The organism is Geobacillus sp. FSL K6-0789 (assembly GCF_038593135.1).
GTDB lineage: Bacteria > Bacillota > Bacilli > Bacillales > Anoxybacillaceae > Geobacillus > Geobacillus stearothermophilus.
Genome location: NZ_CP151966.1, coordinates 2,404,717 through 2,416,961, shown reverse-complemented (window position 1 = coordinate 2,416,961; position 12,245 = coordinate 2,404,717). Strand labels below are relative to the sequence as shown.

The following is a 12,245-nucleotide window of genomic DNA, read 5'->3' as shown; positions in this document are numbered from 1 at the left end:
GGCTATTCTTTCGGTGTCCTGACCACAAGCACATCGCATTTCGCATGGCGGACGATGTTTTCCGAGACACTGCCAATCAGAAACCGCTCGACCGCGTTCAACCCGGTCGCCCCGCAAATGATGAGGTCGGCTTTGTATTTCGGAGCGACGTCTTTGGCGATTTTCACTTTCGGCGAGCCGAATTCGACCGCGGTGTCCACATCGTCGAGTCCAGCGGCGACGGCTTCGTTTTTATACCGTTCCAGAAGTTCGTTCGCATATTGCTCCGACCGTTCGGCGAGGGCGTAATCGTGCGCTTCAACGGTCGTAAAGCCGCGCAAGTCGATGATGTGGGTCAAAATGAGTTTCGCCCCGTTTCGCTTGGCGATTTGAACCGCTTTTTTGAACGCCCATTCCGCTTCCTTCGAGCCATCGACGGCGACGACGATCGTTTGGTAGGTCATGGTCATGTTCTCCCCTCCCTTTGGTTAAAAATGCTATCTCTATATATGGTATACCCATCGCCCTTTGACGAGAAACTAGGCCATATATTGAGATTTTGTGAACAGGGGAGGAAGAGCAATGGAAAAGCGGTATAACGACTGGCAGTACGATGAGGAGGAAGTGCGGACGATCACCGAGCAAATTACCGAGTCGTATGAAAGCGGCATTGTTGACGAGGATGAATCGTATTACGACCCGCGCCGCGAAGTCGGCGAATAGCCATAGCGCCTGCGCGTTATGGTTATTTTTTTGTATTCGCTCTGGTTTGTAGTAAAGTAAAAATGAGACAGCAAATCGCGACGAGGAGGGAGAAGGGTGCGGCACGCCTTGATTACGGCCGGAGCGAAAGGATTGGGGAGAAAAGTGACCGAGCTGCTGCTTGATAAAGGCTACTCGGTGACGGTGAACTACCGGAGCGATGAACAGGCGGTGCGCTCGCTTGCCGAGAAGTACCGCGGCGCCGCTGACCGCCTCCAGTTTGTGCAGGGAGATGTGACGGACAAAAACGATTTAGCGGCGCTTGTGGACGCCGCCATGGAGCGGTTTGGCCGCATTGACTGCCTCATCAACAATGCAGGGCCGTACATTTTTGAGCGGAAAAAGCTGGCCGATTATACGGAAGACGAATGGTACGAAATGATTGAAGGCAATTTGAGCTCGGTCTTCCATTTAGTGAGGCGGACGATCCCGATTATGCGAAAACAACGGTTTGGCCGCATCATTACGTACGGATTTCAAGGAGCGGCGGATGCCCCGGGCTGGGTGCACCGTTCGGCGTTCGGCGCGGCGAAAGTCGGGCTTGTATCGCTGACGAAAACGATCGCCCTGGAAGAGGCGGAATATGGCATTACCGCCAATATGGTGTGCCCAGGCAATATTGTCGGCGCCATGAAAGAGGCGGGGATCGCCGACGCCCGCGCGAGAAGGGATGCGGAAACGCCGGTCGGACGCCCGGGGACTGGTGAAGATATCGCCCGCGTGATCGCGTTTTTATGCGAGGACGACTCGGATTTCATCACCGGCGCCGTCATTGACGTCACCGGCGGAGCGAACGTCATTTACCGCCACCTTTTCCGTTGAGACCAGCGCCTCCTCCTTTTTCGTTTGCTTTTGCGCGAAACGGAGCACAATAAAAGGAAGAAGCGGGAAGGAAAAAGGAGGAAATGTAATGAAGATCGGCATTCCAAAAGAAATCAAAAACAATGAAAACCGCGTCGCCATCACTCCGGCAGGCGTGATGACGCTCGTCAAAGCGGGGCATGACGTGTATGTGGAGACGGAAGCCGGCGCTGGGTCGGGGTTTTCCGATTCCGAGTATGAAAAAGCAGGGGCAGTGATTGTGCCGAACGCGGAAGATGCTTGGACGGCGGAGATGGTGTTGAAAGTGAAAGAGCCGCTGGCTGAGGAGTTCCGCTATTTTCGCCCCGGATTGATTTTGTTTACGTACTGTAGATGAGCATTTTTCATTACAATAATTTCCATGGTTAGAGAGACAAACAGGGTACCCCTTACGCGATACGGAGCTGTTTTTTGATCACATCAATGGGAATCTCTTGCTTTGCAGCGTCATAAATGAACTCGACGACGCTGTGGTCTTTCCGCGACCGAAGAAGCTCCAGCCCGGTGGAGAGGTTTTGTCGGGATTCGGCGATGCTGTACACGCAGGAGAGCAGCACCACCGCCCAATACCGTTTCACCGCCCGAATGTGGCGAACGCGGTATCCATCCAGCTTCAGTTGATCTTTCGCCTGCCGGAAAAAGCACTCGATCGTCCAGCGCTGGGCGTAGTAACGCAAGATGTCTTCGTCCCCGAGTTCCCGGTCGGTGCTCAAGATGCAATGAAGATGTTCCGGCGCCATCGGCTGATCCGCCTTCCAAGCCAGCAGCACCACCGCGTCATCGAGGCCATGGATGGCCCCCTCATAGCGATACACGCGATAACGCTCCTGCCCCACCGTGACGAGGCGGGTGTCTTTGGACTCGATATAGCGGGCAAACTGCTTGGCTTGGATGGCGATGCCTTTCGGGTAGAGAATCCGGTTCGTCTTGAGCATCGCGATGACATGGAATCCCTGTTTCAAGCAGGCTTCAATGAGCTTTTTGGACGGATACCACGAATCCATGAGCACATACACCGGCTGAGCCCGCTTCACCTTGAGCGAGGAAAGCATCTCGATCGCCAGGTCGATCTTGCTTTTTCCCGCTTTCTTGTCATACAGGCGGAACGCAAATGGGAACGCCTGCGTGAAGGTGTGCACCATCAGCCAAACGAGCGAATGCCCCCAGACCGATTGATGATCTTTATGCGAGTAGTGCCAGTCGCACCCTTGAATGGCGTGCACAGCCCGTGACGAAGGCTTTGTTTTTTGGCAAATCGTATCATCAATCGAAACAAAAAGGGGTTGATTCTTCCGTTTGGCCAGTCGTTCGACCTGGGAAAGGATCCACTCTTGAAGCTTCCCAAGCAGCCTTTCCTCGTTCCAAGGGCTTTTCGTGAAAAAGTGACGGAGCGTCGTTCGATGATTCGGATGAAAGCTCCAGTAATGAATATCAGTCAATGTTCCCGAGAATCCCTTGGTGGTCAAGGCATCGACAATATGAATGAGATGCTTGATGACCGGTTTGGAAAGCTGCAGCGTCAACCCCAGCGTGAAGAAAAACTTGTGGATTCCTTGGTTGTAAATTAGCACATTATTTCAGAATCCCTTTTTCAAATTATTTCAGGCGGATTCGGAAATAATGTGCAAAATTTTTGCGGATTGTTCCAGATTTTGCACATTCTTTCGGAACGTTTGCACGCTCTTTCAGATGAAGATTTCCAGCGCGCCTGATGGACCTATGGAAAAGAGAAAGCACAAAAGAGGCCGATTCGGCCCCTTTCGTGCTAATACCCCATTTCCTCTGCGGCCATGCGCACCACTTCTTCGTCAATGGCGTCCTTTTTCAGCTGATACCCGTATAACAGGCACGTCGTGGCCAACGTGTTGATCACCCGAGGCCATCCCCGCGACTGCAGGGCAATCGCCTCTAACGCCGATGGGGTGAAGATCGGATGCTTCGCCCCGGCCTGTTTCATCCGATGCTCGATGTAGCCCGCCACCTCTTCCTTCTCCAGCGGCCCCATCCGGTATCGCATGATGATCCGCTGGTCGAGAGGGCGGTGCTGATTGAGCCGCAGCTTCCCCTGTAAATGGGGCAGCCCGGCCAAAATCAAGACAAATGGGTTGGTCGAATCCATCTCAAAGTTGAACAAGATCGCGATGTCCTGTAAAAATGCATCCTTCGCTAAATGCATCTCATCCAAAATGAACACCGGCGTGATCCGCCGTTCATGATACAATCGCTCGATCGCCTGCTGGATTTGGCGGAAGAGGTCTACCTTGCGGTACTTCGGTTCCTCTCCTAATCCCAAGGCCAGTCCACGGTAAAAATCCATCACGCCTCCGGTGGATAACGGAAAGTAGACGACATGATACAATGATGGATTCAATGACTCTTTCAGCGCCCGAAGGGCGAACGTCTTGCCCGCCCCCGGCTCTCCGATCAACAGCCCGATCCCCCGGGTTCGTTTCACGTACTCCAGCGCCCGCAACGCTTCCTGAAATGACGCCCCTTGATACGCCTCGGACGGGTCTGTTTCTTTCGCAAACGGCTCCCGCGAAAGGGAGTAAAACGATTTATACACCGTGTTCTCCCTCCTTCGCCGGAATCGCCGCAAACGGGGACCGATGGCGTTTTACATAGGCGTTGTCCTCCAAACGAACCCGAACGGCCTCCGCCACCTTCCTTCCATCTTCGTACACATAGACGCCCCGTTCATCATAGCGGAGCTCAATCGATTGCCCAATGAACCGAGGCGGCACTTCGTATAGCTGTTTATTCAGGGTGATCGTGCCATCGGCTTTCACCTTGCGGTGCTCCCGTTTCAGAAAAATCGCATCCAGCCAATCGCCATCTTCGATGAACGACACGAGATGCACTTGCGATTGAAACACCTCATGCGGCGTTTTTCCGTCCAGTGAGGCGTGCGGTTTTCGATGATACTCCTCTTCAAGCCACTTCCAAAAACGCTCGTTCAACTCGTCAAGCGATTTCGGCGGATTCAGCTCCAACAGTGGATAAAACCGTGTCTGTACGGTGCGGAAGAACCGTTCGATTTTTCCCTTGCTTTGCGGGTCATACGGCTGGGTGTGGATGAGTGTAATCCCCATCTCGGCGCACGCATACTGCAGCACCTCGGACCGATAAATTTTCCCGTTGTCCGAGTAAATGCGTTTCGGCTTCCCGCAACGAAGCACCGCTTCCTTCGTGACGATCCGCAGCCCGTCAAACTTCTCCGAAGGGAAAAATTGGGCATATGGCACTAACCGCGAGCAGTCATCGATATACGCGATCAAAAACGTTTTCTGGGCTTTCCCATGGACGCGAATCGTGGGTCCATGGGATAAGTCCCCTTGCCATAGCTCATTGATCTGGTCATACGCAAAACGCTTTCGCTCCGGCATCGGCAAGATTTCTTTTCCCACCAGGTTGTGTTTTTTCAACAATCGGTATATAGTAAAGTAAGAGGTATGATTTTCTGGGATTTCCCCCTGCTCGATCAGGTGTTCGTAGAACACCGTCACGGGCATGGTGGGATGTTCTTTTCTTAGGGCTAAAATATGATCCTCATCATCGGGCGACAGACGCCTTGAGTGGCCGCGGTCCGAACGGCGCTTCGGCTTTAAGGCGTCAAAGCCCCCTTTTTTGTATCGGGTGCACCAATCGAGGATCGTCTTGGCTGCGATTCGTTTGTCTCCCTGGTGGGGAACATGGTGCACTCGCTCGCTCACCTCTTTCAGATACGTCTTCGGTTCCACCTGCCCATTCACCAACGGAGCGATTAGCCCGTACCGAAACAGGGCAATGTCGTGTCTCATCGACTCATTCATTCAAATCTCCTCCTGGTCTCACTTGGAATCAGGACCGTTCCGGTCCTCCTGCCCTTATCGTACCGAATTGCTTTTTCTCCGTCGATAGGAAAGGTTTGTGGGAACCGAAACTATTTCCAATTTAGGGTATGTATGTAAAATCAGGATCCCATTTAATTCGCAAAAGGGTGTCGGAATCCGCCCTCCCACATCTCTCTGATGGCCGAATCAAGACCGTGTTCCTCTAACGTCTGGATCCACCAAGAAGCCCGTTCCTTTTCTTTTTTCACGATAGGGCCTATGATCCTCCACCGCCTCGCAAAAAAGCTATGAAGGCTTGATAGGTTTCGGCAGAACCGTCGGACATAAAAGATGATGCCGTCCTTTGTCGGGAGAAACGGAGCCTGGTTCGTCCTTTCGGTCAATCCCAACTGCTCTTTCACGACTTGCCATATGGCGGACAACGTATACTGAAAATACGGGAGGAGAAAGGAAGGCAGCACACTCACCGTCTTCAAGCATTCCCGACAGCGATACCGGACAATCCAAATGCGATAATCGCCATGTGGGGTCAATGCGTTTCGCTCATAGTAACCGTGGCGGTGCAACGGGCGCTTGGCCCGGCAATGCGGACACTTTTTCAGAAGAGGGAAGTCGTTTTCTTTTCCACGCTCTGCATACGTTTGAACGTCAATGCCAAAGTCATGAAATTGAATCACGTCCTCCTCCCCCTCCTATGAACCGATGGATTTTCTCTTCCGAAATAATTCACAAAAAATTTAGCACATTCTTTCAGAAAAGGGGAGAGGGCTTTCTGAAGGAATGTGCAAAAAAATGTCTCTTTTGTTCCGAAATAAAGTGATAATTTACACTTGGTGATGTGCTAATCTATTCATGAGACATGAACCTCCTTGTGGATAGTTGGTGGTACATCTATTCTAACCAAGGAATCGGGTTCATGTCTCCTTTTTTGTTTAGTTGTAAATTTATGTCAGTGAATTTGCTCATCTACAGTTACGTATTTGCATTTAGCCGCGGCCGAAGCGCTCACGAAAGCGCTCGTCGAGCAAAAAGTGGTCGGCATCGCTTACGAGACGGTGCAGCTGGCGAACGGCTCGCTGCCACTGTTGACGCCGATGAGTGAAGTCGCCGGCCGCATGTCGGTGCAAGTCGGCGCCCAGTTTCTCGAGAAGCCGCACGGCGGGAAAGGCATTTTGCTTGGCGGCGTGCCCGGAGTGCGGCGCGGCAAAGTGACGATCATCGGCGGCGGAACGGCGGGGACGAACGCGGCGAAAATCGCGGTCGGTCTCGGGTCAGACGTGACGATTTTGGACATTAACGCCGAGCGGCTGCGCGAGCTCGATGATTTGTTCGGCGACCACGTGACGACGCTCATGTCCAACTCGTACCATATCGCCGAGTGCGTGCGCGAATCGGATTTGGTCGTCGGCGCCGTCTTGATCCCGGGGGCGAAAGCGCCGAAGCTGGTGACGGAAGAGATGGTGCGCTCGATGACGCCGGGATCGGTGTTGGTCGACATCGCCATTGACCAAGGCGGCATTTTCGAAACGACCGACCGCGTCACGACGCACGACGATCCGACATACGTCAAGCACGGCGTCGTCCATTACGCCGTCGCCAACATGCCGGGCGCGGTGCCGCGCACGTCGACATTCGCGCTTACGAACGTCACGATCCCATACGCCTTGCAAATCGCCAACAAAGGATACCGCGCCGCGTGCTTGGATAACCCGGCGCTGTTAAAAGGGATCAACACGCTCGACGGGCACATCGTGTACGAAGCGGTCGCGGCGGCGCACAACATGCCGTATACAGATGTTCATTCGTTGTTGAACGGATGAAATCATGAAGATGGAGCCGCCTTGATGGCGATGAGAAAACAAAGCTGTCCGAATCGGCTTGGGGATCGAGCCGGTGGACAGCTTTGTTCGTGCACTTATTCGCAGAAGCTTTTGCCAATGGTTTTTCTCGTTATACAATGATCAATTCCTTCGAAAACGACGTCAACACCTCAACGCCGTTGTTCGTGACCGCGACATCGTCTTCAATGCGCACGCCGCCGATGGATGGGACGTAAATGCCCGGTTCGATCGTAAACACCATGCCGGGAGCGAGCGGGTCGGGGTTGGCGCCATGAAGCGATGGGTATTCGTGGATTTCGATTCCTAAGCCGTGCCCGACGCGGTGGGTGAAGTACGGGCCGTAGCCGGCTTGTTCGATGACGTTTCGAGCGGAGCGGTCGATCTCCTTCATCGCGGTTTGCGGGCGACAGGCGTCGATCGCCGCCTGCTGGGCGCGCCGAACGGTATCGTATATGAGCCGCTGTTCGTCGCTTGCCGTCTGACAGACGACGGTGCGGGTAATGTCGGAGCAATACCCATCGACGATGACGCCCAAATCGAACAGCACGAAATCGCCCGGTGCGACCGCCGCCGTTCCCGGCACGCCGTGCGGATCGGCTGATTTGGCGCCTGCAAGCACGGTTGTGGGAAACGACATCCCTTCAACGCCGAGTTTTTTCAGCTCATATTCAATGACGGCGACAAGTTCAAGCTCCGTCACGCCCGGGCGAATGGCCGAGACGCCGATTTCGACCGCTTTGTCAGCCAGCTCTGCCGCCTGGCGCAGCGCTTTCATTTCCTGCTCATCTTTGATCAGGCGAAGCTGGCGCAGCTTTTCTTCGGCATCGAGCCATTGGGCGTTCGGAAACAGCGCCGAGAGCCGCTCGAAACGGGCGAACGACAAATCGTTTTTTTCGACGGCAATCGAGACGGCCTTGACACCGCGCGCTTTGAGATGGCGCTCGATCTCTTCCCACGGGTCGGCGCTGTCGTCGTAGCCGATCACCGTATGCCCAAAGCCGCTCCGGCGGGCGCGCGGGACTTCCATTTGCGGGCAGACGAGCGCGGGCTCGCTGTCAGGAAAGACCAAAAGCGCCAGCAACCGTTCGTGCGGGTCGCACCGAAATCCGCTCAAATAAAACACGTTCGCACTTGACGTGACGAAGGCGAATGAACTATGTTGTTGAAGCCAAGAGGAAAATGCTTGCAGCCGTTTGTTCATCGTCCCATTCCTTCCTTTTTTCACTGTTGTCCATTTTGAGCGTACCAAGAAACGGGCCGTTTGTAAATGGACAGGCAGGAAAAGAAGGGAATGGATGGGCGGCGGCGAATCATGTGTAGTGGAAAGGAGATGTGACGATGAAAATCAGCTACCATGGCCATTCGGTTGTCCGCATTGAGACGAACGGAAAAACGATTTTGATCGACCCGTTCATCACTGGCAATGCGACGACCGATTTGAACGCGGCGGATGTGAAAGCGGATGTCATTTTGCTCACGCACGGGCACGGGGATCATGTCGGCGATACGGTGGAAATCGCCAAGCGGAACAACGCCCTTGTCGTGGCCACATTTGAGCTGGCGACGTATTTAAGCTGGCAAGGCGTCGAGACGTTTGGCATGAACATCGGCGGGGCGCGCGAATTTGACTTTGGCACGGTCAAGTTGACGCAGGCGTTCCACAGCTCCGGGTTTGTGACCGAGGACAAGCAAATCATTTATTTAGGCATGCCGACCGGCATTTTGTTCACGGCCGAAGGGAAAACGATCTACCATGCCGGCGACACCGGGCTGTTTTCCGACATGAAGCTGATCGGCGAGCGCCATAACATCGATGTCGCCTTTTTGCCGATTGGGGACAGCTTCACGATGGGGCCGGAAGACGCGGCCGTTGCCGCCGAGTGGCTCGGAGCGAAACTCGTCGTGCCGATCCATTACAACACGTTCCCGCCGATTGTCCAAGACCCCGAACGGTTCGTCTCGCTTCTACCGTCGGGTGTCGGCCGTGCTCTGAAGTCAGGCGAAAGCATCGAGCTGTAACAGCGGCGCCCTTCCCACTTTGGGAAGGGCGCTTTCTGATGGCCGGCGCGATCGTTGAATCCCCGCTGCTGAGCCCTGTATAATGAAAGTAACAATGCGTAAAGGGTGAAGACCGTTGGCGACCAAACATGAACAAATTTTAGAATACATCCACCGGCTGCCGATCGGCGAGAAAATTTCCGTCCGGCAGATCGCCAAGGAAATGGGCGTGAGCGAAGGAACGGCGTACCGAGCGATCAAAGATGCGGAGAACAAAGGATACGTAAGCACGATCGAGCGCGTCGGCACGATTCGGATCGAGAAAAAGCGGAAGGAAAACATTGAGAAGCTCACGTACGCTGAAGTCGTCAACATTGTCGACGGACGAGTGCTCGGTGGGCGGGAAGGGCTGCACAAGACGCTCAACCGCTTCGTCATTGGGGCGATGCAGCTGGAGGCAATGATGCGCTATACGGGTGCAGGGGATTTGCTTATCGTCGGCAACCGGACGAAGGCGCACGAACTGGCGCTTGAAGCCGGGGCGGCCGTGCTCATCACCGGCGGGTTTGACACGGCCGACCACGTGAAAAAGCTCGCCGATGAGCGGCAGCTGCCGATCATTTCGACGAGCTATGACACGTTTACGGTTGCGACGATGATCAACCGGGCGATTTATGACCAGCTGATCAAAAAGGAGATTGTGCTCGTTGAGGACATTGTCACCCCTGTCGAGAAAACAGTCTATTTATATACAGACGATCCCGTCGAGCGCTGGTATGCGCTAAATCGCGAGACGCGCCATACCCGGTTTCCGGTCGTCGACGACCAGTTGAAAGTGCAAGGTATTGTGACGGCAAAAGACGTGCTGGATGTCGACCGGCAGCTGCCGGTCGAAAAGGTGATGACGAAGCAGCCGATTACGGTGAACGGAAAAACATCGGTCGCATTTGCCTCGCACATCATGGTATGGGAAGGAATTGAACTGCTTCCGGTCGTTGATGACCATAACCGGCTGCAAGGGATCATCAGCCGCCAAGACGTGTTAAAAGCGCTGCAAATGGCGCAGCGCCAGCTGCAAGTCGGCGAGACGATCGATGACCTCGTCACCGCCCAGTTCCGCGAGTCAGGCGACAAAGAAACGCTGTTTCGCTGCACGATCACGCCGCAAATGACGAACTATTTAGGGACACTCTCGTACGGCGTGTTTACGACGATCGTCACCGAAGCGGCGGCGCGGATGCTGCGGGCGTACAAACGCGGCGATTTGGTGATGGAAAGCATTACGATTTATTTCATCAAGCCGGTGCAAATCGACACTACAGTCGACGTGCAGGCGAAGCTTTTAGAGCTCGGGCGCAAGTTCGGAAAAGTGGACGTCGAGGTGTACAATGAAGGCGCCATCGTCGGGAAGGCGATGATGATGTGCCAGCTGATCGACCGGTAATCGACAACGAAAAAAGGATGTCCGCCCTTTGTTGCTGGACATCCTTTCCCTTTCGCTGTGAACGGTTATGGTCAGCTTTGTTTCGCCGCTTTTTCCGCCTCTTCGATCGCCTGCGGCAGATAGCAGCGGTAGGCGCGGCAGCCGGCCCAGACGCTGCCGGCGCCTAGGGCGATAAAGATGGAGGAGATGATATAGGTGACAGTTGTCTGATACAAAAACAATTGGTTGACTCCGAACAAGGCGACAAACAGCCCGAGCGCCATGCTCGATTTCGCCGAGAGGAAGCGGCGCTCCATCGGGCGCTGCGAGCGAACGTAGCGAATTTTATAATAGACGTAAAACGAAAAGGAAAATATAATGAAAATAACCAATACGGGCATGCTGGCTCCCTCCGTAGTCCGTTTCTTTTTCCATTGTACATAGAAGCGCGGAAAAATGCCAGCGGTTGAAAATGACAAGCCATAAAAAGGGGACGAAGTGATGAAAGACGTTTGCCGGGACATTCTTGAAACGATTCGCCAATTTGATACGATCATCATCCATCGCCACGTGCGCCCGGACCCGGACGCGTACGGGTCGCAAGGCGGGCTGGCGGCGCTGCTTCGGGCGTCGTTTCCGGAAAAACAAGTGTATGCGGTGGGGACGGATGATCCATCGTTGTCATTTTTACGTCAAATGGATGTCATTGACGATGGCGCCTATGAACAGGCGCTCGTGATTGTCTGTGACACGGCGAACGAAGAGCGGATTTGTGACAGCCGCTACCGGCTCGGGCGGAAGCTGATCAAAATCGACCACCATCCGAACGATACGCCGTACGGCGACATCATGTGGGTTGACACCGACGCCAGCTCGACGAGCGAAATGATTTACGAACTGTATTTGGCCGGCAAAGACGATGGGCTGACGATGACCGCCGAGGCGGCGCGCCTGATTTACGCCGGCATTGTCGGCGACACGGGCCGTTTTTTGTTTCCGCGCACGAGCGAAAAAACGTTTCGCTATGCCGGAGAGCTCATTTCGTACGGCTTTTCGCTGACGGAATTGTATGACGGGCTGTACCGGACGAGCCTGCCGCTCGCCCGTTTGAGCGGTTATGTGCTGTCGAATTTCACGATCGATGAAGGAGTGGCGGCGGTGAAAATGCCGCGGGCGCTGCTTGAAGAATACGGCGTCACCCCGCTTGAAGCGTCGCAGCTTGTTGGGCTGCTCGGCAACATTGATGGCATCATCGCCTGGGTGTTTTTCGTTGAGGAGGAGAAGGAGATTCGCGTGCGTTTTCGTTCGAAAGGGCCGGTCATCAATGTCGTCGCCAAGCGGCATGGCGGCGGCGGCCATCCGCTGGCGGCCGGCGCGTCGATCGCTTCATGGGAAGAAGCCGACCGCATTGTTGAAGAGGTGAGAGCCGTTTGCCGGGCGGAACGGTAACAGAAGGGGGCGAGAAGGGCGTCATGCGGCGCCGCCCCCTCTTTTGCCGCCTGATGCAGTGTCCGGCGCTCTTGTCGGCGTCGGGGTGTCGGTTTGTTT

The 12,245-nt window shown here is 54.6% G+C and carries 12 protein-coding genes and 2 pseudogenes; 7 read left to right on the top strand and 7 right to left on the bottom strand.

Annotated features, from left to right (window positions below; genetic code table 11):
* Positions 1–2: 2 nt before the first annotated feature.
* A complete protein-coding gene (locus NSQ51_RS12755) occupies positions 3–449 on the bottom strand; it encodes a universal stress protein (protein WP_033014467.1) in 447 nt (148 codons plus the stop codon).
* A gap of 112 nt (positions 450–561) precedes the next feature.
* Here NSQ51_RS12755 and NSQ51_RS12750 point away from each other — a divergent pair, with 112 nt between their 5' ends.
* From NSQ51_RS12750 to NSQ51_RS12740, 3 genes and pseudogenes are all read left to right on the top strand, one after another.
* Entirely contained in the window at positions 562–702 is a 141-nt protein-coding gene (locus NSQ51_RS12750; RefSeq protein WP_011232228.1) for a hypothetical protein, read from the top strand.
* Positions 703–798: 96 nt separating this feature from the next.
* Complete coding sequence (locus tag NSQ51_RS12745; protein ID WP_013144502.1) at positions 799–1,563, top strand: SDR family oxidoreductase; 765 nt, start codon at positions 799–801, stop codon at positions 1,561–1,563.
* Positions 1,564–1,651: 88 nt separating this feature from the next.
* Positions 1,652–1,930 (top strand): annotated as a pseudogene (locus NSQ51_RS12740) (alanine dehydrogenase); the annotation flags it as partial.
* A 61-nt stretch (positions 1,931–1,991) separates the two neighbouring features.
* Here NSQ51_RS12740 and NSQ51_RS12735 read toward each other — a convergent pair.
* The 4 genes from NSQ51_RS12735 to NSQ51_RS12720 form a co-directional block, all read right to left on the bottom strand.
* Positions 1,992–3,173, bottom strand: coding sequence for an IS701 family transposase (locus NSQ51_RS12735; RefSeq protein WP_342462694.1), 1,182 nt, complete (start codon positions 3,171–3,173; stop codon positions 1,992–1,994).
* 194 nt (positions 3,174–3,367) lie between these two features.
* Complete coding sequence (locus tag NSQ51_RS12730; protein WP_064213564.1) at positions 3,368–4,168, bottom strand: AAA family ATPase; 801 nt, start codon at positions 4,166–4,168, stop codon at positions 3,368–3,370.
* Positions 4,161–5,414, bottom strand: a complete 1,254-nt coding sequence (locus NSQ51_RS12725) for an IS481 family transposase (protein ID WP_342462693.1) — start codon at positions 5,412–5,414, stop codon at positions 4,161–4,163. The genes NSQ51_RS12730 and NSQ51_RS12725 overlap by 8 nt, the downstream gene beginning before the upstream one ends.
* Positions 5,415–5,566: 152 nt before the next feature.
* A complete protein-coding gene (locus NSQ51_RS12720; protein WP_049626302.1) occupies positions 5,567–6,112 on the bottom strand; it encodes a DUF6431 domain-containing protein in 546 nt (181 codons plus the stop codon).
* Between the two features lie 281 nt (positions 6,113–6,393).
* Here NSQ51_RS12720 and ald point away from each other — a divergent pair.
* Positions 6,394–7,255, top strand: a pseudogene (gene ald / locus NSQ51_RS12715) (alanine dehydrogenase); the annotation flags it as partial.
* 130 nt (positions 7,256–7,385) lie between these two features.
* Here the strand turns inward: ald and NSQ51_RS12710 are convergent.
* The gene (locus tag NSQ51_RS12710; RefSeq protein WP_033014463.1) at positions 7,386–8,477 is read right to left on the bottom strand and encodes a Xaa-Pro peptidase family protein; all 1,092 of its coding nucleotides are present in this window, start codon (positions 8,475–8,477) and stop codon (positions 7,386–7,388) included.
* 137 nt (positions 8,478–8,614) lie between these two features.
* On the opposite strand from NSQ51_RS12710, the gene NSQ51_RS12705 reads away from it, so the two are divergent.
* A complete protein-coding gene (locus tag NSQ51_RS12705; RefSeq protein ID WP_033014462.1) occupies positions 8,615–9,295 on the top strand; it encodes a metal-dependent hydrolase in 681 nt (226 codons plus the stop codon).
* A gap of 115 nt (positions 9,296–9,410) precedes the next feature.
* Complete coding sequence (locus tag NSQ51_RS12700) at positions 9,411–10,718, top strand: CBS domain-containing protein (RefSeq protein ID WP_033014460.1); 1,308 nt, start codon at positions 9,411–9,413, stop codon at positions 10,716–10,718.
* A 71-nt stretch (positions 10,719–10,789) separates the two neighbouring features.
* Here NSQ51_RS12700 and NSQ51_RS12695 read toward each other — a convergent pair whose 3' ends face one another.
* Complete coding sequence (locus tag NSQ51_RS12695; protein ID WP_033014458.1) at positions 10,790–11,098, bottom strand: YtpI family protein; 309 nt, start codon at positions 11,096–11,098, stop codon at positions 10,790–10,792.
* 100 nt (positions 11,099–11,198) lie between these two features.
* On the opposite strand from NSQ51_RS12695, the gene NSQ51_RS12690 reads away from it, so the two are divergent.
* Entirely contained in the window at positions 11,199–12,146 is a 948-nt protein-coding gene (locus NSQ51_RS12690) for a bifunctional oligoribonuclease/PAP phosphatase NrnA (RefSeq protein ID WP_033008569.1), read from the top strand.
* The last annotated feature ends 99 nt before the right edge of the window (positions 12,147–12,245 follow it).